Here is a 25,007-nt window from a genome sequence, read left to right as displayed (position 1 = left end):
AGCGGAATGACGCAGTACAGATTCGACACAGCACAGATTCGATAAAGGACGCCCCAGGATGAGCACCCCGCACCTCCCCATCTACATGGACTACTCCGCGACCACGCCGGTCGATCCGCGTGTGGCCGACAAGATGATTCCGTATCTGCGCGAGCTGTTCGGCAATCCCGCCTCGCGTAGCCATTCCTTTGGCTGGGATGCGGAAAAGGCTGTGGAAGAGGCCCGCGAGCAGGTCGCGGCACTGGTCAATGCCGACCCGCGCGAAATCGTCTGGACGTCCGGCGCGACCGAGTCGAACAACCTGGCCATCAAGGGCGCAGCGCACTTCTACCAGGGCAAGGGCAAGCACCTGATCACCGTCAAGACCGAACACAAGGCCGTGCTCGACACCATGCGTGAACTCGAGCGCGAAGGTTTCGAGGTCACTTACCTCGATGTGAAGGACAACGGCCTGCTCGACATGGACGTGTTCCGCCAGGCCCTGCGCCCGGACACGATCCTCGTGTCGGTGATGCTGGTCAACAACGAGATCGGCGTGATCCAGGACGTGGCGCAGATCGGCGAGATCTGCCGCGAGAAGGGGATCGTCTTCCATTGCGATGCCGCACAGGCCACGGGCAAGGTCGAGATCGACCTGAACAAGCTCAAGGTCGACCTGATGTCGTTCAGCGCCCACAAGACCTATGGTCCGAAGGGTATTGGCGCGCTGTACGTGCGTCGCAAGCCGCGCGTGCGCATCGAAGCGCAGATGCACGGTGGCGGCCATGAGCGCGGCATGCGCTCGGGTACGCTGGCGCCGCACCAGATCGTCGGCATGGGCGAGGCCTTCCGCATCGCTCGTGAGGAAATGGCGACCGAGAACGAACGCATCCGCATGCTGCGCGACCGTCTGCTGCGCGGACTGTCGGAAATGGAAGAGATCTATGTCAACGGCGACATGGAACACCGTATTCCACATAACCTGAACGTCAGCTTCAACTTCGTCGAAGGCGAATCGCTGATCATGGCGATCAAGGACGTGGCGGTCTCGTCTGGTTCCGCCTGTACCTCGGCTTCGCTCGAACCGTCATACGTGCTGCGCGCCCTGGGCCGCAACGACGAACTGGCGCACAGCTCGATCCGCTTCACCATCGGTCGCTTTACCACCGAGGAAGAGGTCGACTACACGATTGCGCTGCTCAAGTCGAAGATCTCCAAGCTGCGGGACCTGAGTCCGCTGTGGGAGATGTACAAGGACGGCATCGACCTGAACAGCATCCAGTGGGCGGCGCACTGAGCCGGCCACATCACAAGAACGACACCCTCACAGAATCAGGAGTCCATCATGGCTTACAGTGACAAACTGCTCGACCATTATGAAAATCCCCGCAACGTCGGCACGCTCGACAAGAGCGACGATGCAGTCGGCACCGGCATGGTCGGCGCACCTGCCTGCGGCGACGTGATGAAGCTGCAGATCCGCGTGAACGAGCAGGGCATCATCGAAGACGCCAAGTTCAAGACGTATGGCTGCGGCTCGGCAATTGCCTCGTCGTCGCTGGTGACTGAATGGGTCAAGGGCAAGACGGTTGACCAGGCGCTCGAGATCAAGAACACGCACATCGCCGAAGAACTGGCCCTGCCGCCGGTGAAGATCCACTGCTCGATCCTCGCTGAAGACGCGATCAAGGCCGCGGTGGCCGACTATCGCCAGAAGCACGGCGCTCCGGCCGAAGACAAGGCGGCCTGAGGCCGAGCTGGTCCGGGTACGTCGAATACGTCGAAACAGGGAAGCAGGATGATTACATTGACTGAAAAGGCCGCGAAGCATGTTTCGCGCTACCTCGAGCGCCGCGGCAAGGGTGTGGGCTTGCGCCTGGGCGTCAAGACCACCGGCTGCTCCGGCCTGGCCTACAAGCTGGAGTATGCCGACGAAGTCGCGCCCGAGGACAATGTGTTCGAGTCGTTTGGCATCAAGGTGCTGGTCGATCCGAAGAGCCTGCCCTATATCGATGGTACGGAACTCGACTATGCGCGGGAAGGGTTGAATGAAGGCTTCCGCTTCAACAACCCCAACGTCAAGGACGAATGCGGCTGCGGCGAATCGTTTCGCATCTGAGGACAGCGCTGTGGCGGCCGTCACGATCACCGGCCTGCACCAGGATGAAGAGGGGCAGTGGATCGCCACTCTGAGCTGTGGCCATACGCGACACATGCGGCACACGCCGCCATGGCAGATTCGTGCGTGGACGCAAACGCCGCAGGGACGGGCAGCACAGCTGGGCGCGCCGTTGGTGTGCCGCCTGTGCGAGCGTGGTGAACCTGTACCGGGTGATGATGGAGAGGCGGCATAGCCGCCATTTTTTTGATGGTTTCTACCCCAGTCCCACCAATCAACCATTTCGCGCTGTTTGGCCTTCCGGAGCAGTACGCTGTCGACCTGGAAGCGCTCGACGCCGCCTACCGCACCGTGCAGGTTCAGGTGCATCCCGACCGCTTTGCCAGCGCCGGCGCCGCTGAGCGCCGCGCGGCCATGCAGTGGGCCACGCAGGCCAACGAGGCCTACCAGACCCTGCGCAGCCCGCTGCGCCGTCTTGTCTATCTCCTGCAGTTGCGTGATGTCGACGTCGAGGCAGAGAGCAATACCGCCATGCCGCCGGCATTCCTGATGCAGCAGATGGAATGGCGTGAAGCGCTCGACGATGCCCAGGCTGCCCGTGATTTCGGTGCGATCGATGCCTTGCTGGACGACGTGCGGACCCTGCGCGACACGCTGCTCGACCAGGCCAGCGTCGCGCTCGACTCGGCTGATCACGCACAGGCGGCACGGCTGGCCCGGCAACTGATGTTCATCGACAAGTTCGAGGCCGATATCGGCCACGCCTACGAGCGGCTCGAATCCTGATGGCAGGCTCCATGCCTGCTCCCCCCTAAAGAATAAGCAGATGGCACTTCTCCAGATTTCCGAACCGGGCATGGCGCCCGATCCCCATCAGCGGCGCCTGGCAATTGGCATCGACCTCGGTACCACCAACTCACTGGTGGCTGCGGTGCGCAATAGTGTGCCGGAGGTGCTACCCGACGAAGAAGGCCGAACCCTGTTGCCGTCCGCCGTGCGGTACCGGGCCGGACAGGGCGCACAGATCGGCTACGCGGCCATGGCCGAAGCCAACCGCGATCCGCGCAATACGATCACTTCGGTCAAGCGCTTCATGGGGCGCGGCCTCAAGGATGTGATCCACGCCGAGAACATGCCGTACGATTTCGTGGACGCGCCGGGCATGGTCCAGCTGCGCACGGTTGCCGGTGTGAAAAGCCCGGTGGAAGTGTCGGCCGAAATCCTGGCGACGCTGCGCCAGCGCGCCGAGGATACGCTGGGTGACGATCTGGCCGGCGCCGTGATTACCGTGCCCGCTTACTTCGACGATGCCCAGCGCCAGGCCACCAAGGATGCGGCCCGGCTGGCAGGACTCGAAGTCCTGCGCCTGCTGAATGAGCCGACTGCCGCTGCAGTGGCCTACGGCCTGGAGAATGCGGCCGAAGGCGTGTATGCGGTCTATGACCTCGGCGGCGGCACTTTTGATATTTCCATCCTGCGGCTGACGCGCGGCGTTTTCGAGGTGATGTCGACCGGGGGCGACTCCGCACTCGGTGGGGACGATTTCGACCAGCGTCTGCTGTGCTGGATCGTCGAGCAGGCCGCGCTGCAACCGTTGTCGCCCGAAGACACGCGCATGCTGCTGAGCAAGGCGCGCGCGGCCAAGGAACAATTGTCGGCCAACGACAGCACGCTGATCGATGCCTTGCTTGATAGCGGCGAAACCGTGCATCTCACGCTCACTAGCGAAACCTTTGCGCAACTCACGGCGCATCTGGTCCAGAAAACGCTGACGCCGACCCGCAAGGCGCTGCGCGACGCCGGTATCTCCGCTCAGGACGTCAAGGGCGTGGTGCTGGTCGGTGGCGCTACGCGCATGCCGGCCATCCGCAAGGCGGTGGCCGACTTCTTTGGCCGTCCGCCGCTCACCAATCTCGATCCCGACAAGGTCGTGGCGCTCGGCGCCGCCATGCAGGCCAACCTGCTTGCCGGCAATCGCGCCCCAGGCGAAGACTGGCTGCTGCTCGACGTGATTCCGCTGTCGCTCGGTGTGGAAACCATGGGTGGACTGGTGGAAAAGATCATCCCGCGCAACAGCACCATTCCCGTCGCGCGTGCGCAGGAGTTCACCACCTTCAAGGATGGCCAGACCGCCATGGCCCTGCATGTGGTACAGGGCGAGCGCGAACTGGCGGACGATTGCCGGTCGCTCGCGCGCTTCGAACTGCGCGGTATTCCGCCGATGGTGGCTGGCGCCGCGCGCATCCGCGTCACCTATCAGGTCGATGCGGATGGACTGCTGTCCGTCTCGGCACAGGAGACAGGCTCGGGCGTGGAGGCCTCCATCGTCGTCAAGCCATCCTATGGCCTTGGTGATGACGAGATCGCCCGTATGCTGCAGGATGGCTTCCAGTCGGCCGAGGTCGACATGAAGAAGCGCGCACTCGCAGAAGAGCGTGTCGAAGCGCAGCGCCTGATCGAAGCGATCGAAGCCGCCATGGTCACCGACGGCCATCTGCTCGATGCGGATGAGCGTGGGCGCATTGATGCCGCCATCGGCGGATTGCGCACGCTGACGCAGGGCGAGGACCATCTGGCCATCAAGGCGGCCGTGGATGCGCTGTCGCGCGAGACCGATGCCTTCGCCGCCCGCCGCATGGATCAGAGCATCCGCACTGCGCTGGCCGGTAAATCGATCAACGAACTGGACTGAGCCGCGCCCGCCGCGGCTGCCCGAAACAATGCCAATGGAAGGAACATCATGGTTCAACTAGTCGTTCTGCCTCACGTGGAACTGTGCCCGGATGGCGCAGTGCTGGAGGTGGAGAAAGGCACCACGATCTGCGATGCACTGTTGCAGAACGGGATCGAGATCGAGCATGCCTGCGAAAAGTCGTGTGCCTGCACTACCTGCCACGTGGTCGTGCGTGAAGGATTCAACTCGCTGGAAGACGCCGAGGAAAAAGAAGAAGATCTGCTCGACAAGGCCTGGGGCCTGGAGCCGACCTCGCGCCTGTCGTGCCAGGCGCGCGTGGCCGACGAGGAACTGGTCATCGAGATTCCCAAGTACACCATCAACCACGCCAGCGAGAACCACTGAGGACATTGCCATGAAATGGACCGATACCTTTGACATCGCAATTGCGCTCAACGACAAGTTTCCCGATATCGACCCGCTGACCGTGCGTTTCACCGACCTGCACCGTTGGGTGTGCGAACTGGAAGGCTTTGACGATAATCCGGAGCGCTCCAACGAGAAGATTCTCGAGGGCATTCAGATGGCGTGGCTCGACGAGGCGAGTTGAGCAGAGCATCATGTTGCTGACAGGTGTTCGCTGCCTGCGTGTGAGGAGAATCTCCACGGACACGGAAAACGACGAAACCCGGCGTAACCGGAACTGACTGATCGGACTGGTATCGCTAACATGAGGGCCGGAACCTGCATGACACAGGTCCGGCTCTTTTTTCTTGCCGACGCGTATCGCGCCGACCGAGGCACGACCGGTAACCGCATCAACCCAACTGGCAACAACCACTTTGACGGTCATGCCGCATTGCCGATGGCAACTCGCTTGCGCGACCCAGGTCTTCATATCCTTCCCGCATTTCTTCGTGTTCTCCTGTTTCCGGGTCTGAATAAGACTTGGCTTAATCTGTGTTTGACCACTTGAATATTGTTTTGATAGCTCTTAGATTTTTTAACAATGAGAAACAAATTGATCGTGTTTCAGTAGATCACCACCTGCATCCACGCGAGCCAACAGTATGGAGCGGGACAGTTGTGCACGACGGTCGCAAGACGGGGAGAAAAACGTGGCCGGAACTATCAAACTCATGCACGCCAAGTTACATCGGGTAACGGTCACGGAAGCAAAACGGAACTATGTGGGAAGCATCAGCATCGACGCGAATCTGCTGGATGCGGTTCATCTCCTGCCACTCGAAGAAGTGGAGATCGTCAATGTGGATAACGGTCACCGCTGGCGTACCTACGTCTTGCCAGCGCCGGCCGGACAGGGCGGTATTTGCCCGAATGGCGGTGGTGCACTGCTCTGCAAGCCGGGCGACACACTGATCATCTGGGCGAACATCGAGAAAGACGTCCAGGATGTCATGCTCAATGGCCATACCGCCCACATTGCTCTGGTCGACGAGCGCAATGCGGTCACCAAGCACTTCCGGCAGCAGCTACGTCCAACTCCCGATGGTCTCGAGTTCGATAGCGAGCTCCCGGTGGGCCGCACCTATGGCGACGTGACCATTGCCTGACCACATCCATGGCGGTTCCGTTCGGGGGATAGGATCATGCTGTCCGAAGGCAAGCTCCACCATTTGCCGTTGCCGCCACTGGCTTCCACGTGCAGGCGTTATCTGGAAGCGGTGACACCGTTTCTGGATGGCGCCGGGTACACAGCCGCCTGCAGGCTGACGGAAGAGTTCATGTCGGGGCCAGGCCTGTTTTTGCAAGCGCAACTTGAAAAAATCGACCAGTATGAAGTGACCAGCTTTGTGCACCGTTTCTGGATCGACTCGTATCTCGAGAGCCGCTCGCCGTTGGCGACCTTGCAGAATCCGGCATGCAAATGCGACCCTCCGCGCGCTTTTGCAAAGGCTTCCACGCTTGCCGGCAAGGTGGCCCATCTGGTCGACCGGGCACTGGAAGTCCATACGTTGATCGAGCAGGAGACACTGGCTCCGGACCGGTCTGGCACGCGATTGTGGTCGATGGACCAGTATCCCTATCTGTTCTCGACCAGCCGCGTGCCCGGCCTCAAGCGTGACCGGATCGTCCGGCATGCCGGAGCCCGGCATGTGCTGCTGCTCGTACAAGGCAAGATGTTTACGCTCACCGTACGCGACGACAATGGCGCACGGATCACGCTGGAAAACCTGATCCGCGCGGTGCAGATGGTCATCGAGGATGATACGCAGGACGTGCCTCCGGTCGGCCTGCTGACCACGCTGCCCCGTGCGCTCTGGGCCATCGAGCGGGAACGCCTGATCGCTGCGCATCCTGTGCATGCAGCCAACCTCCAGGCCATCGAGAGCGCGCTGCTGACCATCTGTATCGATCCGCCAGTCGGCCCATCCGATACCGCTGCGTCCCTGCGCGCCCTGATGGGCGAGGCGAGCAATCGCTGGTATGACCACTCCCTGCAGTTCATCGTGAGTGAGGACGGCATGCTGATGGCGAACATGGAACACAGCATGCTGGACGGCTATACCTTCCTGCGTCTGCTGGGCGAAATGGATCGCATCGGACAGACAGACACGCCGCAAACCGACGTCGCCTACCGCCCACATCTCCTGACGTGGCAAACGGATGCGGGTCTGCTGCAGGCACTCGAGGCGGCGCGCGAACGTCATGCATGCACTGCGAGTCCCATGCGCAACGCGGTACTCGATATGAGGCTGCCGGATGCCGCACATCTGAAGCAGCGTGGCTTGAGCAGCGATTTTCTCGCGCAGTTCCTGTTTCATCTCGCGTACTTCCGTTTGCGCGGTAGCTTGCCCAGTACATATGAAACGGTATCGATGCGGCACTTCCAGTTTGGCAGAACCGAAACGTTACGTCCGGCGACAGCGGCAATGCGCGAAGCCATCCTGGCGCTGGACGATCGCACCGTGGAAGCTCCGGGCGTGCTGGATGCGCTCAGGACGGCAAGCCAGCAGCATGACCGGAACATGTTTGCCTGTGCCCGCGGTGCAGGCATCGACCGTCATCTGTTTGCCATGCAGGTTATTGCCGCCCAGTTGAACGATCCGATGCCGCAGTTGTTTGAGGATGCCTGCTTTCAACGTTTCATGGGGCACTACGACCTGTCGACGGGAGCGATTCCCGTGTCTGCGATCCGCTTCAGTACTTTCGCTCCGGCCGCGCCGGATGGATTTGGCATTGGCTACACGCTAAGGGAAGCGACCATGCGGCTCAGCGTCACGGCCACGAACGCCGCGCATGGCCGTTTCTGCGACCTGTTGCGGGCGGGTAGCTTGCAGTTGCACGAATTTCTGACTGACACATACACGGAGACCCCCCATGCGCTCGATCTTCAGTGAGAAAGAAACCGAAGCCTTCTATGATCGCGAAGACGCCAAGTACCGTTCCTTCTGGGACCACGAAGGCAGCCTGCACTGGGGATACCTGCCACCTGACCGTAGCGGGCCCGCGTCGCTGGTTTTCAAGCAAGGCTGCGAGCGATGGAACATGATGATGCTCGAAGCAAGCGGTATCACGGCCTCATCGCGCGTACTCGATCTTGGATGCGGCAATGGCAATACCGCCATCTGGCTCGCGCAGAAAACCGGTTGCGAGGTCGTGGGCGTGGATCTGAGCGGTGTGCGTGTACAGAACGCGCGCGACAAGGTCGCAGCCCTGGGTGGCGACCTGAATATCAGCTTTGTGAAAGGCTCGGTGCTCGATCTACCCCTGGAAGATAACTCCTTTACCCATGCGTGGAGTCAGGCCACCTTCTACCATGTGCCGCAGCGCATCGGCGCGGTGCGCGAGGCCTTCCGTGTGCTGCAGGATAGAGGTGTACTGGTGTTCGACGACCTGGTATCGCCCACCCGGGAAGTCAATTTCAACGCCTTACGATTCGTCTATGAGCGGCTGCTGTTTCAACCTGAAATGAGCCATGCCGACTATCTCTGCGCACTGCGGCAGCATGGCTTCTTCGTGCGACAGCATCTGGATCTCAGCCAGCATCTGGACGGAAATTACGACCTGCTGTCGCGCATGGCTGCGGAGCGCTATCCCGAACTCAGCGATGCCTACCGCCACATGTGCAAGGCTATCCATGAACGGCAGGTCGGCTGGAGTTTTTTCCAGGCCGTCAAGATCGCGGATTGCCTCAACTGGGTGTACGAGGGCGGCGAGGAAACGCCGCTGCACCAGAAGTACGATACATGGGCACACCGCTACGACAGCGACCTGGCCACGTCATACCGCAACTGCCCGGCGCAGGCTGCCGCGCTCCTGTCCCGGCTCGTGCCGCATGATGCAGCGATTCTCGATGCCGGTTGCGGCACCGGAATGGTGGCGGAAGCGCTGACCGGCTTCGGCCATGCCAATCTCACCGGCACGGACCAGTCGGCGGAAATGCTCTCGGCCGCGGCACGCAAGCGGCTGTACCAGCAACTCAAGCAACACGATCTGCACGACGACGCCTTGCCATATCCTGCCGATACGTTCGACGCCGTTACCGCCATCGGCGTGTTTACGTTCAATCATGTCCGCCCCGACGCGCTCGACAAGCTGGTTGCGATGCTCAGGCCGGGCGGGCTGCTCGTGGTCAGCGCGCGGGCCGACTACATGGCGCAGACTCCTGAGTTCACACGCCGGTTGAAGGCGCATTCTTTGACCCAGCTTGCGCGACGGGAGCTGCTCATCTTCGGACAGGAACAAATCTGCCTGTTTGTGCTGCGCAAGCAGGGATGACTGCCATGACTGCCTCATCCGCGTCGGTGCCTGGCTGCCTGGAAATCGGCGGTCAAACATTCCATCTGACCTGGTTGCGCGACAACTGTACCTGTCCGCACTGCCGCGATCCCAGTTCATTCCAGAAACTCTTCGACATCTCGCTGGTGCGGCGGCCACCCGGCATGCAGCATCACGCCATCGATGGTGATACGCTGCACATTGTCTGGGACGAGTCGCCGCCGCATGAAAGCCGGTATGCGCTGACCTGGCTGGCGCGGCAGCCGACGCGGATTGTGTCAGTCGAGCAGCAAATTCCTCCCGTCCTGTGGCGTGCCGAAACCTGGGGGCGGCAGCACCTGCCCTGGCATACGCTGCCAGCCGAGTCCGCAGAGTCGCAAACCTGGCAGGACGATCTGCTCCGCCTGGGTTTCGTGTTGTTCCGCGACGTGGAGCTCGACGCGCTCGATCGCTTCGTCTCGTCAATCGGCCCGATTCACTACACCGAGTATGGCCGCTTCGCGCACATCCGCTCATCGAGCGGCGCCCAGGATCTGTCCGAAAGCGGCTGCGCGCTGACACCGCATACCGACTACTCCACCTACATGCACACGGCGCCGCTGTTGCAGTTCCTCTATTTCAAGGTGAATGCGGCGAACGGGGGTGAAACGGTGCTTGTGGATGGATTCCAGGCTGCGACCGACTTCCGGCGTGACCATCCGGAAGCGTTCTCGATCCTCGTCGAGACACCCATCGAATTCCAGCAGTTCTATCAGGGCTGGCGCTACCACTTTATCCGACGCCGGCCGATCATCGAACTGAACGAAGCAGGGGATATCAGCGGAGTCTTCTTCGGGCATTCCCACTGCTTCAACTGGAAACTCGCACCCGAACGGGTCGATGCGTTCTATGAGGCGTACGTGGCGTTCTTCCGCTACCTCAAGCATCCGGATTACCAACTGGTCGTTAAGCTTCAGGCCGGCGAGTGTGTTGCCGTACAGAATGGCCGGCTGCTGCATGGACGGCGCGCTTTTGATCCGACTAGCGGCGATCGCCATCTGATCGATGCCTATGTTCCGTGGGAATACTTCATCGCACGCTTGAATTTCCTGCGCGATCAGGCCGACTTTTGCGCCGATTCTTGTGTTGACTCTTGCGTGCCCACGTCACCGATCCCGGCTGGCAGGATGATGGCCTGAAGAATGGCCAGCACGGCAATGGCGGCCAGGATGATCTGCAAGGAAAGATAGTCGCCGGCAACCCCGCCACCGGTCGCGCCGAGCGCCAGGCCTGCGGACGAGATCAGGTTATACAGCGCGCCGATTGCTCCGTGGGCAAGCGTGGCCGTGGAGCGTTCCATCGCGCGTGACATCATGTCCATAAGCGGCGACATCCAGTATCCCATTGAGATTCCCGTCAGGCCGATCGCTACGGCAAATCCCCACACCGACGCGGGCAGCCCTGCCACCAGTAGCAGCGCGGCCGTGACGATCAGGCCGGAGCGTAGCGCGGTGGTCACGGGGCGGCTGCGCTGGCGGTCCCAGTAGCGTGCGGCGAACAGGCTGGAGAGGCTGTAGCTGAGCGTGAAGACGGACAGCACAATGCCCAACTGGAACGGCGTGACTTGGAATGCTGATACGAGATAGCGCGGCAGCAGGATTTCGAACAGACCGAGCAGCACCATGCCGCTGGCCAGCAGCAGGATGACCGGCACGACTGCAGGCAGGCGCAGGAAACCCAGCATGGAAAAATGCGCGGTCACGGCTGCGTCGGATTGCCGTGGCTCGCGCAAAAGGATCAGCGCCGCGCAGGCCAGCGTGGCATACAGCACCGCGAGCATGTGGAAGGTCAAGGGGTAGCCGATCCGCTCTGCGATCCAGCCGGACACCACCGGTCCCACCAGCAATCCCGCCATGCTCGCGCTGCTGCAGATCGCCAGCGCCTGCGTGCGTTTTCCGTCCATGAACTGGCGGGCCACCATCGCCAGCGTGGAGGTCCAGAGCAGGGTGGCCGAGAGTGACTGGAGCACCCGGCCCATGAATAGCATCGGCAGCGTACTGGCCTGCGCAATCATCAGGCAGCCCAGCACGGCCATCAGGAGTGCGCCGCCGATCAGCCGATGCCGGGCGTGGCGATCTGCCAGCCGGCCGAATGCGAGGCTGAGCGACATCATGATGAGGGGATACAGACCGAGAAACAGACCCGCCATGGCGCCACTCATCCCGAAGCGTTGCATCAGCTCGGGCAGTAGCGGAATCATCGCGCCGTACATCAGCATGTCGACGAATATGACGATGGCGATCAGCGCGAGACCGGCGGGTGGGTGTTTCCACAGGTTCAACATGGGGCTCCTTCGTCGATGCTGTCAGCGATCCATTGCTGCTGATGTCGCACTGCTTACCGTGGTCGCTGGAGTAACTATAGATGTACAGCACGACAGTGAGTCATGTTTTTTGATTTGTTTGTCGCGCGAGATCGATTGAATGATCTCGCCCATCGATGTGTGCCGATCGCTTGAGCGCCGCGAAGTGTAAAGATGCTGCCGCGGTAAGAAAATTCCTAAGTGTTTGAACGGGAACCGACAAACGTGATGAGGATGGTGACGTTATCCGTGGCCGTTTTCAGCAAGCGGGGAGAGACTCGACACTCTGGTTGACGGGAGCGTCGGGATTGGGAGTGACCCGAGGAGCCGGATGGGACTGGCAGCCGCTTCGCTTATCGATTCAGCCTGCGGCAGCGGATCCATGCATGCGATAGACAAATAGTCTCGCGGCAATAAAAAAGCCTCCCAGGCGGGAGGCTTTCATCCGGCATCACGCTGCACCACGCAGCCGCCATGCTCATGGCCACATGCCTCAATCCTCTTTCCGCAGATGCGGGAACAGAATCACGTCGCGGATATTCGGGCTGTCGGTCAGCAGCATCACCAGCCGGTCGATACCGATGCCGCAACCGCCTGTCGGGGGCATGCCGTACTCGAGGGCGCGAATGTAGTCGGCATCGTAGAACATGGCTTCCTCGTCGCCGGCATCCTTCTGTTCGACCTGCTTGCGGAAGCGCGCAGCCTGGTCTTCCGGATCGTTCAGCTCCGAGAAGCCGTTGGCAATCTCGCGGCCGGTGATGAACAGCTCGAAACGTTCGGTAATGCCCGGCACCGTGTCCGAGGCGCGCGCGAGCGGTGATACTTCGACGGGGTAGTCGATGATGAAGGTCGGCTCCCACAGCTGGCTCTCGGCGGTTTCCTCGAACAGTGCCAGCTGCAGTGCGCCGATGCCGGCGTTCTTCAGGTTGGCGGCATCCGGATTGACGCCGAATTTGCGCAGTTCGGTGCGCAGAAATTCCGCATCGGCCAGTTGTGCATTGGTGTACTGCGGTGCGTATTTCTGGATGGCGCCAGTGATGGTCAGGCGGTGGAAGGGTTTGGACAGATCCAGCTCGCGGCCCTGGTAGGTGAGCACGGCCGAGCCCTGGGCATCGATGGCGGCATTGCGGATCAGGCTTTCGGTAAAGTCCATCAGCCAGCGGTAGTCCGTGTAGGCCGCGTAGAACTCCATCATCGTGAATTCTGGATTGTGACGCGGACTCACGCCTTCGTTGCGGAAGTTGCGGTTCACCTCGAACACGCGCTCGAAGCCGCCGACGATCAGGCGCTTGAGGTAGAGCTCCGGGGCGATGCGCATGTACATCTGCATGTCCAGCGCATTGTGGTGCGTGATGAAAGGCTTGGCTGCCGCGCCGCCCGGGATCGGGTGCAGCATCGGCGTTTCAACTTCCATGAAGCCGGCATCGGCCATATGGCGGCGCAGCGAGGAGAGGGCCTTGGTGCGCGCGCGGAAGGTGTTGCGCGTTTCCGGCGACACGATCAGGTCGACATAGCGCTGGCGGTACTTCATCTCCTGGTCGGCCAGGCCATGGAACTTGTCCGGCAACGGGCGCAGCGACTTGGAGAGCAGGCGCAATTCCTTCACCAGCACCGAGAGCTCACCCTTGTTCGTACGGAACAGTGTGCCGCGCGCGGCGATAATGTCGCCCATGTCCCAGTGCTTGAAGGCCGCGTAGGCTTCTTCGCCAAGGTTGTCGCGCGTGATGTAGAACTGGATCTGGCCGCTACCATCCTGCACCGTGGCGAAGCTGGCCTTGCCCATGATGCGCTTGAGCATCATGCGGCCGGCGATGGCGATCTGGATCTGCTTGGCTTCGAGCGTCGGCTGGTCGGCATCGACATAGCGTTCGTGCAGATCGGCCGCGTGATGCGTCGGCTGGAAGTCGTTGGGATAGGCGACGCCGTGCTGCCGCAGCGCCTGCAGTTTCTCGCGACGCTCCGCCATGATCTGGTTTTCGTCGGCGGCGGGAACGGGGGTCGGTTCGGTCATGATGGTCGTGAAATGTATAAGGCTTGAATCGGTGCAGAAGGTGCTTACTTGCGCAGGTCGTCGAGTTCGGTCGCGCCAAAATCGTCGCGTTCGAGATATTTCTTGATGGCCGCTGCAACCGTGTCGGGGGATGCGAGGTTGCCTTGCGACTTCAGGTCGCGGAAGCGCTCCACCTGGGCGAATTCCTGTGTGCGGATGATGTCCTGCATGCCGGTGTCGATTACGCCCGGCGCCAGGGCCACGGCGCGTACGCTTTTTCCTGCCGGGCGGGCGGCATATTCGGCGTTGATCGAGCGCACGAACATGTCGAGGCCTGCCTTGCCGGCGCAGTAAGCGCTCCAGCCTTCGATCGGCCGACGGGCAGCACCGGAGGAGATGGCCAGTACGCGGCGGGTGCAGTTCCAGCCATCAGTCGCCTGGATGAAAGCTGCCGTGGTCAGCATGGGCGAGACCAGGTTGAGTTGCAGATGTGGCACCAGCGTAGCGGCCTCGAGGGCAGCCAGGTCGCCGATCGGCTCCACCACGCCGGCATTGAGGATCAGCGTCGCCATGCCGAAGCCGCCGGGCAGAGCGGCGAGCGTGTCACGCGTCCACTGCTGCGCGGCGTCCGTGTCGGCGAGGTCGCGGCAATGCCAGTCGAGCGGTACGCCGGCCTGCTGCGCGGCTTCGCGCAGGGCGGGATTGTCGCGCCGTGCCACGCAGACCAGATGATGGCCGGGCTGCAGCAGGGCGCGGACCAGGGCCTCGCCCAGGCCGCGCGACGCACCGGTGATCACGAACAGTTTCATGGCAGCCCCTCGGGGTGTCGGTTACGGGTAGTGCAGCAGGGCAGTTGACGTGCTGCCCCGCTGGCCGGACTTGCAGTGACTTACAGCCCTTGCTTCAGGCTGGCGGAAATAAACGGATCTAGATCGCCATCGAGCACCTTCTGGGTGTTCGAGATCTCGACGTTGGTGCGCAGGTCCTTGATGCGACTCTGGTCGAGCACATAAGACCGGATCTGGTGGCCCCAACCCACATCGGTCTTGGATGCTTCCAGCTTGTCCTGCTCGGCCTGGCGCTTGCGCAGTTCGAATTCGAACAGGCGCGACTTCAGCATTGTCATGGCTTCCGCGCGGTTGCGGTGCTGCGAGCGGTCGTTCTGGCACTGCACCACGATGCCGGATGGAATGTGCGTGATCCGCACGGCCGAATCGGTCTTGTTGATGTGCTGGCCGCCCGCGCCCGAGGCGCGGTAGGTGTCGATGCGCAGGTCGGCTGGATTGACCTCGATCTCGATGGAGTCATCCACCTCCGGATAGCAGAACACGGAAGAGAAGGACGTATGGCGCCCACCCGACGAGTCGAACGGCGACTTGCGCACGAGGCGGTGCACGCCGGTCTCGGTTCGCAGGAAGCCGTAGGCGTATTCGCCTTCGATCTTCACGGTGGCGCTCTTGATGCCGGCTACGTCGCCCTCGGATTCTTCCAGCACCTCGGCCTTGAAGCCCTTGCGTTCGCAGTATTTCAGGTACTGGCGCAGCAGCATGGAGGCCCAGTCGCACGCCTCGGTGCCGCCCGCGCCGGCCTGGATGTCGATGAAGCAGTTGGCCGGGTCCATCGGGTTGGAGAACATGCGGCGGAATTCCATGTCTTCCACCACCGCTTCCATGGCCTGCGCATCGGCCTCGATGGCCTCGAGCGTGTCTTCGTCGCCTTCCTCGCGCGCCAGTTCGAGCAGTTCCTGGGCACCGTCGAGGTCAGCCTTGAGCTTGGTCAGGCGCTCGACCACGTCTTCCAGTGATTTCTTCTCGCGGCCGAGTTCCTGGGCGCGCTTGGCGTTGTTCCAGACTTCCGGGTCTTCGAGTTCCTGGGAAACTTCGATCAGGCGTTGGGCTTTGACATCGAAGTCAAAGATACCCCCGGAGCTCGGCTTCGCGCTCGGCGAGGTCGGCCAAAAGGGTTGCGATACTGTTGAGGCGCTCTGCTTCCATGATCTTCCAGCGATCCAAAACCTTGAATTATAACGGAATGACGGCCGTTCCTAGGGTTTTTGCGCGACTTTCCGCACCTGGAAAATGCGTGCGAAAGCACACGTGATGGCTCCGCATGCCGCTGCGGCCGTTCGGGCCGTGCGAAAAATCGGCTGCCGGGGCTGCGGCAGCCGTATGGGTGCGAAGCGTCCCCCAAGGTAGACGGCGGCGTTACTCAGCGTGCTCGACAATCAGCTGGACACGCGTGCGCCCGTTGAAGGTGTTGTTGTCGAGCCGGTATGCCACGAACGCGCTGCGCCCTAATTCCACTGCATGGTTGAACCAGATGGCGTCGAAGCGTTCGTTGCCGCGGCCCAGTTGCAGCTTCAGGTGCTTGTCTTTGAGCAGGGCCTGACTCAGTACCGCGAACTCGCCGGCAAACACCGGGGCGGGAAAGCCCTGGCCCCACACCAGTTCCTCGAGCATGCTGACGAACTGCGTGGTCATGTGGCTGGCATCGATGTCACCGTCGGTTTCGAGCACGCGCGCCAGGGCGTCGTCGTCGAGCCACTCCTTGCCGACGGCCTCGAAAGCCTGGCGGAACAGGCCAAAATCATCGGCGCGCAGGGTGAGGCCGGCAGCCATCGCATGTCCGCCGAATTTCACCAACAGGCCCGGATGACGTTTGGAAACCAGGTCAAGCGCATCGCGCAGGTGAAAGCCGGGGATGGAACGCCCGGATCCTTTGATGTAGCCGTCGTCACCCGGGGCAAACGTGATCGTCGGACGGTGGAATTTTTCCTTGATGCGCGAGGCGACGATGCCGATCACGCCCTGGTGCCAGGTGTCGTTGAACAGGCTGAGCGTGGTGCAGGCCTGGGGGTCGAGTCCGTCCAGCGGCTGCGCCATGATGGCCAGCGCTTCTTCCTGCATGCCGGCTTCGATGGCGCGGCGCTCGCGGTTCATGCCATCGAGCTCCTGGGCGATTTCCCAGGCACGCGCGGGATCGTCGGTGGTCAGGCATTCGATGCCGAGCGACATGTCGGCCAGCCGGCCGGCGGCATTGAGGCGCGGACCCAGCCCAAAGCCGAGGTCGAAGGTGGTGGCGCGCGATGCCTCGCGGCCGGCCGCGCGAAAGAGTGCGGCCACGCCGGCATGCATGCGCCCGGCGCGCATGCGCTTGAGACCTTGCGCCACTAGCGTGCGGTTATTGGCATCGAGCTTCACCACGTCGGCCACGGTGCCGAGCGCCACGAGGTCGAGCAGCGCATCGAGGCGCGGCTGGCTCTGCGCGGTGAAGATGCCGCGCTCCCGCAATTCGGCGCGCAGCGCGAGCAGGACGTAGAACATCACGCCCACGCCTGCCAGGTTCTTGCTGGGGAAGGTGCAGCCTGGCTGGTTGGGATTGACAATCACGCGCGCTGCGGGCAGTTCCGCGCCGGGCAGGTGATGGTCGGTGACCACCACGTCGATGCCGCGTTCATTGGCGGCGGCTACGCCATCTACGCTGGCGATGCCGTTGTCGACGGTCACGATCACGTCCGGCGAGTGCTGTGCGGCGAGCGTGACGATTTCAGGCGTCAGGCCGTAGCCATATTCGAAGCGGTTCGGCACGATGTAGTCGACCTGTGCCCCGAGCGCGCGCAGCCCGCGCAGGCCGACGGCGCAGGCAGTGGCGCCGTCGCAGTCGTAGTCGGCTACGATCAGGAAGCGCTTGCGTGCGGCGATGGCATCGGCCAGATAGACGGCCGCCTCGGCGATACCCTTGAGCTGTGCTGGCGGCAACAGCCGGGGTAGCTCGGTCGACAGCTCATCGGGTCCAGTGACGCCGCGTGCTGCATAGATCCTGGCCAGCACCGGGTGCAGGCCTTGGTCGGCAAGGAGGCTGGCGGTTTCCGCCGCATGCGGGCGGGTGGTAATGCGAGTCATGCCTTGCCTCCGAGAGTCAGCCAGCGCTGTCGCCAGTCACCCTGCAAGCCGCGCCAGAATTTGCGCAGCCCGCCACGCGTGATGGTACGGGCGGCCACATGCGTATCGTTGCTGACGACCAGCTGGAGTTTGCGGATCTGACCACTGCGCAGCGCGGCAAGTGCAGGTGCAAACCAGTTCGCTTCGAGCCGGCGCATGGTATCGAGCCAAACAGCCCAGTCGCCATTGGCGGCGCTGCCGCTGGCGTCGTCAAGCATGATGAGGGCGTGTCCTGCCGGGAGCGTACAGTCAGACAGTGCAGCTGGTGCCGGGTGTACTGGGGTGTTCGCAGCCAGTGCCAGCCCGCATGTGAACAGGTCATCAGCCCACACGGCCTCGGCGAGCGGCGATATCTTCCCCAGCGCGCCGGTGCCGTGCAGCCACACCGAGTTGACGGCGGGGCGACCGCTTGCCTCGCGTACCTGGTTGACCGGGTGATCGAACCAGATCATCTGCACTTCATTCTGGAAGCGGCGCCAGTCGCGTGCGCGCTCACCGGCCTGCATCCACAGGTCGATATTGCGGCCAATGGCGCGAGCGGGTGCGGCAGCCTCCAGCGAGCCAAAGGTTTCACCGGATACGAACCAGTGGCTGGGCAGCGGCCGCTCGAGCGTCATGCCGAGGTCGGCCACCAACGGCCGGATGGCGTCATGCAGGGCTTCGGCCTCGTCCGCCTGCAGGTCGAGCAGGGCGGGGTCTACCAGCACGAGATGGTCGCGGGCGGCGTGAATATGAACCGGCTGCAGGCACGCCCACGTCGCTGCCACGGTAGTGGAAGATGCGGCCGAAGTGACAGGAGAAGCGGCCGCAGAAGTGGTACCAGAAGCCGCGCTGGCAGGTTGGCCCGCCGCCAGGCCGGCGGCAAGCCGCATGTAGGGCGCCGTCGGCAGGCTATGGCCATGGGTCTGCAGCTTCGCCGCACGCGCGAGCCAGCGCTCGTGTGGCAGCGTCGGCAGGTAGGCGTCATCGTGTGTTTCGTCCTGGTCGGCGGTAGCTGGCTCCATCTGCGCAAGCAACTTTTCCAGCGCGGGAAGTTCCAACTGCCGGAGCAGGTCGGTGCCGAGCGTTTCGCGGTTTTCGCGTGGCGGCAGCACGCCCGGCAGGATGAGGGTCAGTTCGGTGGTCATGGCCCCGCCATTGTAATCGGGCGCCAGCGCACCGGCCATGCACATGTGCCATTCATGCCGGCCATTCGCACCGGCAATCGGGCCGATGCATTATGATTGGCCGCTGGCAGGAGGCAGGAGCGTCCAGCTGCGGCATTCCGGGAGCGCGATTCCGGGGCGCAGCATGGAGGGCACCGCTGCAGGACAAGGTTTCAGACGTCACACTAGGCATCACCCCAGGAATCAATACGCATGCACGAGGAGCTGCATTGAATTTTCCCTACGAATGGCAGATTGGCTGGCGCTACACGCGCGCCAGCAAGCGCGCCAGCCGCAACACCTTTATTTCCTTCATCTCGATGATTTCCATGTTCGGCATTGCGCTGGGCGTGGCGGCGCTGATCGTGGTGCTGTCGGTGATGAACGGTTTCCAGAAGGAAGTGCGCGACCGCATGCTGTCGGTGCTGTCGCATATCGAGATCGTGTCGCCCACGGTGCTGCCGGACTGGCAGGTGACAGCGCGCGAGGCGCGGCAGAATCCCGAGGTCATCGGCGCGGCGCCCTACATCGGTGCGCAGGCCATGCTGAGCCGCGACGAGACGGTGCGGGGCGTGCTGCTGCGCGGCGTGTCGCCGGCCGATGAGCCGTCGGTGTCCGACATTGGCACGACGGTGCGCGACGGCAGCCTGAACAGCCTCGTGCCCGGCAACTTCGACATCATCCTCGGCAGCGAACTGGCGCGCGCGCTGGGCGTGCGTACCGGCGACAAGGTCACGCTGATCGCGCCGCAGGGCACCATCACGCCGGCCGGCGTGCTGCCGCGCATGAAGCAGTTCAATGTGGTTGGCGTGTTCGACTCGGGCCATTTCGAATTCGACAGCGCGCTGGCGCTGGTGCACCTGCAGGACGCGGAAACCCTGTTCCGCCTCGCCGGTCCGACCGGCGTGCGCCTCAAGCTCAAGGACATGCAGCGCGCGCCGCTGGTGGCGCACGATCTGGCACGTACCATGTCCGGCGAACTGTATATCCGCGACTGGTCGCAGCAGAACCGCAACTGGTTCGCGGCGGTGCAGACCGAGAAGCGCATGATGTTCATCATCCTCACGCTGATCATCGCGGTGGCGGCGTTCAATCTGGTTTCCACGCTGGTCATGACGGTGACCGACAAGCAGGCTGATATCGCCATCCTGCGCACCATGGGCGCGCAGCCGTTCTCGATCATGAAGATCTTCATCGTGCAGGGCGTGGCCATTGGCTTTATCGGCACCGTGCTGGGCGTGGCGGGCGGGACGCTGATCGCTACCAATATCGATGTGATCGTGCCGGCCATCGAACGGTTGCTGGGGGTTCAGTTCCTGCCGAAGGACATCTACTTCATCAGCTCGCTGCCGTCCGATCCGCGTCTGAATGACATCGTCACCATCGGCGTGATCTCCTTTGTGCTGGCCACGCTGGCCACCCTGTATCCCAGCTGGCGTGCGGCGCGCGTCAATCCGGCGGAGGCGCTGCGCTATGAATAACGGAACCGTGCTGCAGGCAGAAGGCCTGACGAAATCCTTCTCGCAGGGTGGCCTGCATGTGGATGTGCTGAAGGGCATCGATGTACGTGTCGAGGCGGGCGAAAAGGTCGCCATTGTGGGCGCTTCCGGCTCAGGCAAGAGCACGCTGCTGCATGTGCTCGGCGGGCTGGACGAGCCGACGGCCGGCACGGTTGCCCTGCAGGGGCGGCCCTTTACCTCGCTGTCCGAGAAGGAGCGCAACCGCCTGCGCAACGAGAAGCTGGGGTTTGTCTACCAGTTCCACCACCTGCTGCCGGAGTTCACGGCACTCGACAATGTCGCCATGCCGCTGCGCATCCGCGGGCTGCGCCAGAACGACGCGCGCGAGCAGGCGCAGGCCATGCTCGCGCGCGTGGGTCTGGCCGGGCGTTCTGCGCATCGCCCCGGCGAGCTGTCCGGTGGCGAGCGCCAGCGCGTGGCCATGGCGCGGGCGTTGGTCGGGAATCCGGCCTGCGTGCTGGCGGACGAGCCCACCGGCAACCTCGATGACGTAACCGCCGGCGGCGTATTTGACCTGATGCTCGAGTTGTCGCAGACGCTGGGCACCAGCTTCATCATCGTCACGCACGATCCGGAACTGGCCGGCCGCTGCGACCGTGTGTTGCGGTTGCGCGAAGGGCATCTGCACATGGAACGGTAGAGCAGGGCAACTGCCATGTGGATCGACACCCATTGCCATCTCGACGCCACGGAATTCGACGCCGATCGCGATATGGTGGTGGCGTCGGCGCACGCGGCAGGCGTGGGGCATATCGTGATTCCTGCCGTGGCAGCGTGGAATTTCGAGCGCGTGCGCCATCTCGCGCACCAGTATGCGGGTTGCGTCTATGCGCTCGGCATCCATCCGATGCTCGCACCACAGGCTACGGATGCCGATCTCGGGACGCTGCGGCGTGAGATCGAGGCTTCGCTCGACGATCCTCTCTTCATCGGTGTGGGCGAGATTGGGCTGGACTATTTTGTGCCGGGCCTCGATGCCGAACGGCAGATGACCGTGTATGTGGCGCAGCTTCGATTGGCGCGCGAGTTCGATTTGCCGGTGCTGCTACATGTGCGCAAGTCGCAGGACCAGGTCGCAGCGCAACTCCGCAAGCTTGGCGTCCATGCCGGCATTGCCCACGCGTTCAATGGCAGCCCGGAGCAGGCCTACCGTTTCATCGCCCAGGGCCTGAAGCTTGGCTTTGGCGGCAACATGACATTCTCGCGTGCCAACCGTATCCGCCGTCTCGCTACCGAGTTGCCGCTCGATGCCCTGGTGCTCGAGACCGATGCACCCGACATTGCGCCGGCCTGGCTGGCGGACGACCAGTTCGGCGAGCAGGGCAAGGTTCGCAACGTACCGGGCGAGGTTGCCGGGATTGCGCGTGAACTGGCTAACCTGCGCGGTATGAGCCTCGCGGACCTGTCGCGCCACATGCAAAACAGTTCGCTGGAGGCACTGCCCCGCCTGCGGGCTGCATTTTGCGATCCTTCTGGCGCTCGCGATGAATGATATGGCCGGATGGCCAGGAACGCCATTCCTGGCCATCGGTTCGTCTTAGCGCTTGGCTTGCGCGCCAGGCAGCGGGGCGCCGGTGGCGGCGCTCCAGAATCTCACCGTGCCGTCTTCCGCGTCAGAGGTGTGCGCTTTCCGTTCGCGGCGGGAACGATCATGCATGCGTCCCTAGGGCATGTCGGACGTGCGGAAGGTTTTTTCGCCATCCGGCGAGATGTTTGCCGGGCGCTGCGTCCCAGATCGGAATAACCCCCCGGAGCGCGCCAACTCGATTCATGACCCATCCCCCATTTATTGATTAAAAGACTGATTGAAAAACAGAGGTGTCCGATGCCAGGTTGATGAAAAACCTCGGATGCGTGTCGGATTGGAGTGACTTGTATATCACAAACGTGAGGGTAAAACGTCACTTACTGTTTCCGGAGGAACGGAATCCGTGATGAGGTAAGGAAGCGCGAAAGCATCTCTGCACATTTGGGATGAGAGGCGATTGAATGTGCGCGGATCGGCTGCGCAAGCGGGTCGGCGTGCCCGCATGGCAAATCATCCACCAGGGCGGCGCGCTCCTCGAGGTCGCGCGTTGCAAAAGCGTTGTCGATCATGCTCAGGAGCAATTTTCGATGCGCGGACTGTTGGCAGCCTTTATCGCAGGAACTTGGTGGTTGCAGCAACAGCAGGCGTTATCGCTGGTCTGGCCGGCTGGGCTGTGCGCCGCTTGCGGCATGACCGCCTGGCTTTGTCGCCGGCATTATCGCCCGGTGACGATTGTCGCGTGGACATGTTGCGCATTTCTGGGCGGGCAGGCCTGGGCCGCACTGCGCGCGGATATCCGGCTGGCTGACAGGCTCGATCCGGCGTGGGAAGGGCGGGATGTGGTCGTACAGGGCGCGGTGGCTTCATTGCCCACGCCATTCGAGCGCGGCGTACGTTTCCAGTTCGATGTGCTGGCCAGCACGCCGCCTGGCGTCGTACCGCAGAGGCTGGCGTTGACGCGATATGACGCGCCCGATGCGGCGGCCTCAACCATGCTCGCACCGCTCGTGCCGGGCGACCGATGGCAGTTGCGCCTGCGCCTGCGCCAACCGGTCGGCAGCGCTAATCCGCATACCTTCGACTATGAATACTGGCTGCTGGAACAGGGCGTGCGCGCGACGGGCTATGTGCGCGCCGGGCCGGACAACCGGCGCTTGTCGGAGGCCGGCATGCGCGTTGGGTGGCGCATCGAACGCTGGCGCGATGCAGTACGCCGGCACGTGCTGGCGAGCATGCCGGCGGAGGCACCGTATGCGGGCGTACTGGTAGCGCTGGTGGTCGGCGACCAGAGGGGGATCGATGCGGCGGACTGGAACATGTTTAACCGGACAGGCATTGGTCACCTGATCAGCATTTCCGGCCTCCACATCACCATGATCGCCAGCCTGTTCGGTGTGGTGGTGGCATGGTTGTGGCGTTACTCGTTTGGCCTGGGACGCTGGTTGCACCGGCCACTGCCATTGCGCTGGCCGGCGCGTTCCGCAGGCATCGTCGCCGGGATGGTGGCGGCGACGCTGTATTGCCTGCTGGCAGGCATGCAGGTGCCGGCGCAGCGCACATTGATCATGCTCACGGTGGTGGGGCTCGGTTTTTTGGCCGGGCGGGGCAGCCATCGCGGCCACGTGCTGGGCTGGGCGGCAGTGCTGGTGGTATTGGCCGATCCATGGGCCGTGTGCGCGGCGGGGTTCTGGCTGTCCTTCGGTGCGGTGGCGCTGATTTTCCTGATGCATCCCGTGCAGTATGCACCGGCGTGGGGCACCCGCATGCCGCGGCGCTGGACGGGCGTGGCTGCGGCAGCGCGCCTGCAGTGGGTGCTGACGGTCGGACTCGTGCCGCTTACCTTGCTACTGTTTCAGCAGGTATCGGTCGTGTCTCCGCTGGCCAATGCTGTCGCGATTCCAGTCGTCAGTTTTATCGTCACGCCACTGGCGCTGCTGGGAGCCGCGCTGCCGGAGCCGGTGGCGATGCTCTTGCTGGCCGCGGCACACACGGTATTTGCGTGGCTGGTGGTCATCCTGGCGTGGCTTGGGACTCAACCATGGGCGGTCTGGCAGGCGGCTGCGCCACCGGCATGGGCGGTACTTGCGGGTATGGCGGGCGTCACGCTGTGGCTGGTACCCGGCGGCGTCGCCAGTTGGCCGCTGCGGGTCCATGCCTGTGTCCTGCTGTTGCCCTTGTGCCTGGTGCGCGCGCCGCGTCCCGCGCATGGCGAGTGGCGCATCACTGCGCTCGATGTGGGGCAGGGTACGGCGGTCCTGGTCGAGACTGCGCAGCACCGGTTGCTGTACGACGCCGGGCCGGCCTACGGGGCAAGCAGCGCGGGCGAACGTGTCATTGCACCGTACCTGCGCGGCCTGGGTGCCGCGCATCTGGACCGGCTGGTGATCAGCCATGAGGACAGCGACCATGTCGGCGGTGCGCCCGCCGTGCTCGACGCTGTGCATGTATCCCGTCTGCAGGCCGCGCTGCCGGCCGGGCATATGCTGTGGCAAACGGCAACGCAGCAGGGGACCGCAACCACGGTATGCGCTGCGGGACAGCATTGGGAATGGGATGGCGTGCGCTTCGAGATCCTGCATCCGGCACCCGGCGACGGGCAGCGGGAAACCCTGGCGAGCAATGCGCGCAGTTGCGTGCTGCGCGTCGCCAACATCCGTCATGCAGCACTGCTCACGGGCGATATCGGCCTTGCGGAAGAACTGCAGATCATTGGCCGGTCTATACCTGGGCATTTGCTGGCAGATATCTTGCTAGTTCCGCATCATGGCAGCGGTACTTCATCCGGTAGTCGCTTCCTGGAGGCTGTGGCGCCATCCCTGGCAATTTTCCAGATGGGTTACCGCAATCGCTATGGGCACCCGCGCGCCGACGTGTGGGCGCGCTACGGTGCGTACGGGGTGCAGCGCCTGCGTACGGATCGTGCCGGCGCGGTCATGGTGGACAGCGCCGGCCCGCTCCTGGAGGTCAGCGCCTGGCGTGACATCGCGCCGCGATACTGGCATGTGCGCTGACCGCTGTCATGGCGGG

Annotated in this window: 23 protein-coding genes; 16 read left to right on the top strand and 7 right to left on the bottom strand. The window is 63.0% G+C overall.

Annotated elements, in window-relative coordinates; all coding sequences use genetic code 11:
* Positions 1 to 58: 58 nt before the first annotated feature.
* The 12 genes from ACQ3C8_RS08615 (at position 59) to ACQ3C8_RS08560 (ending at position 10,693) form a co-directional block, all read left to right on the top strand.
* Complete coding sequence (locus ACQ3C8_RS08615) at positions 59 to 1,276, top strand: IscS subfamily cysteine desulfurase (protein ID WP_009521184.1); 1,218 nt, start codon at positions 59 to 61, stop codon at positions 1,274 to 1,276.
* A gap of 48 nt (positions 1,277 to 1,324) precedes the next feature.
* A complete protein-coding gene (gene iscU / locus ACQ3C8_RS08610; RefSeq protein WP_428851285.1) occupies positions 1,325 to 1,729 on the top strand; it encodes a Fe-S cluster assembly scaffold IscU in 405 nt (134 codons plus the stop codon).
* A 48-nt stretch (positions 1,730 to 1,777) separates the two neighbouring features.
* Entirely contained in the window at positions 1,778 to 2,098 is a 321-nt protein-coding gene (gene iscA, locus ACQ3C8_RS08605) for an iron-sulfur cluster assembly protein IscA (RefSeq protein WP_009521182.1), read from the top strand.
* Complete coding sequence (locus tag ACQ3C8_RS08600) at positions 2,028 to 2,333, top strand: DUF3565 domain-containing protein (RefSeq protein WP_428851284.1); 306 nt, start codon at positions 2,028 to 2,030, stop codon at positions 2,331 to 2,333. The genes iscA and ACQ3C8_RS08600 overlap by 71 nt, the downstream gene beginning before the upstream one ends.
* A gap of 14 nt (positions 2,334 to 2,347) precedes the next feature.
* The gene (hscB, locus tag ACQ3C8_RS08595; protein WP_009521181.1) at positions 2,348 to 2,884 is read left to right on the top strand and encodes a Fe-S protein assembly co-chaperone HscB; all 537 of its coding nucleotides are present in this window, start codon (positions 2,348 to 2,350) and stop codon (positions 2,882 to 2,884) included.
* A 40-nt stretch (positions 2,885 to 2,924) separates the two neighbouring features.
* Positions 2,925 to 4,790 (top strand): Fe-S protein assembly chaperone HscA, encoded by a 1,866-nt coding sequence (hscA, locus tag ACQ3C8_RS08590; protein WP_428851283.1) that lies wholly within the window; start codon positions 2,925 to 2,927, stop codon positions 4,788 to 4,790.
* A 48-nt stretch (positions 4,791 to 4,838) separates the two neighbouring features.
* Complete coding sequence (fdx, locus tag ACQ3C8_RS08585; RefSeq protein WP_009521179.1) at positions 4,839 to 5,177, top strand: ISC system 2Fe-2S type ferredoxin; 339 nt, start codon at positions 4,839 to 4,841, stop codon at positions 5,175 to 5,177.
* A 10-nt stretch (positions 5,178 to 5,187) separates the two neighbouring features.
* Positions 5,188 to 5,382, top strand: a complete 195-nt coding sequence (gene iscX, locus ACQ3C8_RS08580; protein ID WP_009521178.1) for a Fe-S cluster assembly protein IscX — start codon at positions 5,188 to 5,190, stop codon at positions 5,380 to 5,382.
* A 508-nt stretch (positions 5,383 to 5,890) separates the two neighbouring features.
* A complete protein-coding gene (locus ACQ3C8_RS08575; RefSeq protein ID WP_428851282.1) occupies positions 5,891 to 6,346 on the top strand; it encodes an aspartate 1-decarboxylase in 456 nt (151 codons plus the stop codon).
* A 36-nt stretch (positions 6,347 to 6,382) separates the two neighbouring features.
* Positions 6,383 to 8,134: a choline/carnitine O-acyltransferase gene (locus ACQ3C8_RS08570; RefSeq protein WP_428851281.1), complete on the top strand. Its 1,752-nt coding sequence runs from the start codon at positions 6,383 to 6,385 to the stop codon at positions 8,132 to 8,134.
* A complete protein-coding gene (locus ACQ3C8_RS08565) occupies positions 8,115 to 9,515 on the top strand; it encodes a methyltransferase domain-containing protein (RefSeq protein WP_428851280.1) in 1,401 nt (466 codons plus the stop codon). The genes ACQ3C8_RS08570 and ACQ3C8_RS08565 overlap by 20 nt, the downstream gene beginning before the upstream one ends.
* Before the next feature lie 26 nt (positions 9,516 to 9,541).
* The gene (locus ACQ3C8_RS08560; RefSeq protein WP_428851279.1) at positions 9,542 to 10,693 is read left to right on the top strand and encodes a TauD/TfdA family dioxygenase; all 1,152 of its coding nucleotides are present in this window, start codon (positions 9,542 to 9,544) and stop codon (positions 10,691 to 10,693) included.
* Here the strand turns inward: ACQ3C8_RS08560 and ACQ3C8_RS08555 are convergent.
* From ACQ3C8_RS08555 to ACQ3C8_RS08530, 6 genes are all read right to left on the bottom strand, one after another.
* Positions 10,612 to 11,838 (bottom strand): MFS transporter, encoded by a 1,227-nt coding sequence (locus ACQ3C8_RS08555; protein WP_428851278.1) that lies wholly within the window; start codon positions 11,836 to 11,838, stop codon positions 10,612 to 10,614. The two genes, ACQ3C8_RS08560 and ACQ3C8_RS08555, sit on opposite strands and share 82 nt — an antisense overlap.
* Before the next feature lie 511 nt (positions 11,839 to 12,349).
* Positions 12,350 to 13,867, bottom strand: coding sequence for a lysine--tRNA ligase (gene lysS / locus ACQ3C8_RS08550; RefSeq protein ID WP_428851277.1), 1,518 nt, complete (start codon positions 13,865 to 13,867; stop codon positions 12,350 to 12,352).
* Between the two features lie 44 nt (positions 13,868 to 13,911).
* On the bottom strand, positions 13,912 to 14,655 hold the full coding sequence (locus ACQ3C8_RS08545; protein ID WP_009521176.1) for an SDR family oxidoreductase: 744 nt from the start codon (positions 14,653 to 14,655) through the stop codon (positions 13,912 to 13,914).
* 80 nt (positions 14,656 to 14,735) lie between these two features.
* Positions 14,736 to 15,840, bottom strand: a protein-coding gene (gene prfB, locus ACQ3C8_RS08540; protein WP_138750372.1) for a peptide chain release factor 2 whose coding sequence is annotated in 2 segments (ribosomal slippage) — positions 14,736 to 15,758 and positions 15,760 to 15,840 — 1,104 coding nt in all. Because the reading frame shifts where the segments join, the coding sequence is not laid out codon by codon here.
* Positions 15,841 to 16,050: 210 nt separating this feature from the next.
* Complete coding sequence (gene recJ / locus ACQ3C8_RS08535) at positions 16,051 to 17,748, bottom strand: single-stranded-DNA-specific exonuclease RecJ (protein WP_428851276.1); 1,698 nt, start codon at positions 17,746 to 17,748, stop codon at positions 16,051 to 16,053.
* The gene (locus ACQ3C8_RS08530) at positions 17,745 to 18,959 is read right to left on the bottom strand and encodes a hypothetical protein (RefSeq protein ID WP_428851275.1); all 1,215 of its coding nucleotides are present in this window, start codon (positions 18,957 to 18,959) and stop codon (positions 17,745 to 17,747) included. The genes recJ and ACQ3C8_RS08530 overlap by 4 nt, the downstream gene beginning before the upstream one ends.
* A 203-nt stretch (positions 18,960 to 19,162) precedes the next feature.
* Here ACQ3C8_RS08530 and ACQ3C8_RS08525 point away from each other — a divergent pair, with 203 nt between their 5' ends.
* The 3 genes from ACQ3C8_RS08525 to ACQ3C8_RS08515 are packed head-to-tail and all read left to right on the top strand — an operon-like array spanning position 19,163 to position 21,944.
* Positions 19,163 to 20,413, top strand: coding sequence for a lipoprotein-releasing ABC transporter permease subunit (locus ACQ3C8_RS08525; protein WP_009521172.1), 1,251 nt, complete (start codon positions 19,163 to 19,165; stop codon positions 20,411 to 20,413).
* A complete protein-coding gene (gene lolD, locus ACQ3C8_RS08520; protein ID WP_428851274.1) occupies positions 20,406 to 21,092 on the top strand; it encodes a lipoprotein-releasing ABC transporter ATP-binding protein LolD in 687 nt (228 codons plus the stop codon). Before ACQ3C8_RS08525 ends, lolD begins: the two co-directional genes overlap by 8 nt.
* Positions 21,093 to 21,107: 15 nt before the next feature.
* Positions 21,108 to 21,944 carry a TatD family hydrolase gene (locus ACQ3C8_RS08515; protein WP_428851273.1) on the top strand — a complete coding sequence of 279 codons (837 nt, stop codon included), beginning with the start codon at positions 21,108 to 21,110 and terminating at the stop codon, positions 21,942 to 21,944.
* A gap of 413 nt (positions 21,945 to 22,357) precedes the next feature.
* On the opposite strand, the gene ACQ3C8_RS08510 is transcribed toward ACQ3C8_RS08515, so the two are convergent.
* A complete protein-coding gene (locus tag ACQ3C8_RS08510) occupies positions 22,358 to 22,549 on the bottom strand; it encodes a hypothetical protein (protein WP_428851272.1) in 192 nt (63 codons plus the stop codon).
* Positions 22,550 to 22,567: 18 nt separating this feature from the next.
* Here ACQ3C8_RS08510 and ACQ3C8_RS08505 point away from each other — a divergent pair, with 18 nt between their 5' ends.
* The gene (locus ACQ3C8_RS08505) at positions 22,568 to 24,991 is read left to right on the top strand and encodes a DNA internalization-related competence protein ComEC/Rec2 (RefSeq protein ID WP_428851271.1); all 2,424 of its coding nucleotides are present in this window, start codon (positions 22,568 to 22,570) and stop codon (positions 24,989 to 24,991) included.
* The last annotated feature ends 16 nt before the right edge of the window (positions 24,992 to 25,007 follow it).

Origin of the sequence: Imbroritus primus, assembly GCF_964332355.1 — a bacterium.
GTDB classification, from domain to species: Bacteria; Pseudomonadota; Gammaproteobacteria; order Burkholderiales; family Burkholderiaceae; genus Imbroritus; species Imbroritus primus.
The sequence above is the reverse complement of the archived record's forward strand: the minus strand, read 5'-3'. Positions and strand labels throughout refer to the sequence as shown.

Excerpts from the sequence above, each read along its gene's own strand:
- ACQ3C8_RS08615 (WP_009521184.1), top strand. The coding sequence starts at position 59 with ATGAGCACCCCGCACCTCCCCATCTACATGGACTACTCCGCGACCACG.
- iscU (WP_428851285.1), top strand. The coding sequence starts at position 1,325 with ATGGCTTACAGTGACAAACTGCTCGACCATTATGAAAATCCCCGCAAC.
- iscA (WP_009521182.1), top strand. The coding sequence starts at position 1,778 with ATGATTACATTGACTGAAAAGGCCGCGAAGCATGTTTCGCGCTACCTC.
- ACQ3C8_RS08600 (WP_428851284.1), top strand. The coding sequence starts at position 2,028 with ATGAAGGCTTCCGCTTCAACAACCCCAACGTCAAGGACGAATGCGGCT.
- hscB (WP_009521181.1), top strand. The coding sequence starts at position 2,348 with ATGGTTTCTACCCCAGTCCCACCAATCAACCATTTCGCGCTGTTTGGC.
- hscA (WP_428851283.1), top strand. The coding sequence starts at position 2,925 with ATGGCACTTCTCCAGATTTCCGAACCGGGCATGGCGCCCGATCCCCAT.
- fdx (WP_009521179.1), top strand. The coding sequence starts at position 4,839 with ATGGTTCAACTAGTCGTTCTGCCTCACGTGGAACTGTGCCCGGATGGC.
- iscX (WP_009521178.1), top strand. The coding sequence starts at position 5,188 with ATGAAATGGACCGATACCTTTGACATCGCAATTGCGCTCAACGACAAG.
- ACQ3C8_RS08570 (WP_428851281.1), top strand. The coding sequence starts at position 6,383 with ATGCTGTCCGAAGGCAAGCTCCACCATTTGCCGTTGCCGCCACTGGCT.
- ACQ3C8_RS08565 (WP_428851280.1), top strand. The coding sequence starts at position 8,115 with ATGCGCTCGATCTTCAGTGAGAAAGAAACCGAAGCCTTCTATGATCGC.
- ACQ3C8_RS08555 (WP_428851278.1), bottom strand. The coding sequence starts at position 11,838 with ATGTTGAACCTGTGGAAACACCCACCCGCCGGTCTCGCGCTGATCGCC.
- lysS (WP_428851277.1), bottom strand. The coding sequence starts at position 13,867 with ATGACCGAACCGACCCCCGTTCCCGCCGCCGACGAAAACCAGATCATG.
- ACQ3C8_RS08545 (WP_009521176.1), bottom strand. The coding sequence starts at position 14,655 with ATGAAACTGTTCGTGATCACCGGTGCGTCGCGCGGCCTGGGCGAGGCC.
- recJ (WP_428851276.1), bottom strand. The coding sequence starts at position 17,748 with ATGACTCGCATTACCACCCGCCCGCATGCGGCGGAAACCGCCAGCCTC.
- ACQ3C8_RS08530 (WP_428851275.1), bottom strand. The coding sequence starts at position 18,959 with ATGTGCATGGCCGGTGCGCTGGCGCCCGATTACAATGGCGGGGCCATG.
- lolD (WP_428851274.1), top strand. The coding sequence starts at position 20,406 with ATGAATAACGGAACCGTGCTGCAGGCAGAAGGCCTGACGAAATCCTTC.
- ACQ3C8_RS08515 (WP_428851273.1), top strand. The coding sequence starts at position 21,108 with ATGTGGATCGACACCCATTGCCATCTCGACGCCACGGAATTCGACGCC.
- ACQ3C8_RS08510 (WP_428851272.1), bottom strand. The coding sequence starts at position 22,549 with ATGATCGACAACGCTTTTGCAACGCGCGACCTCGAGGAGCGCGCCGCC.
- ACQ3C8_RS08505 (WP_428851271.1), top strand. The coding sequence starts at position 22,568 with ATGCGCGGACTGTTGGCAGCCTTTATCGCAGGAACTTGGTGGTTGCAG.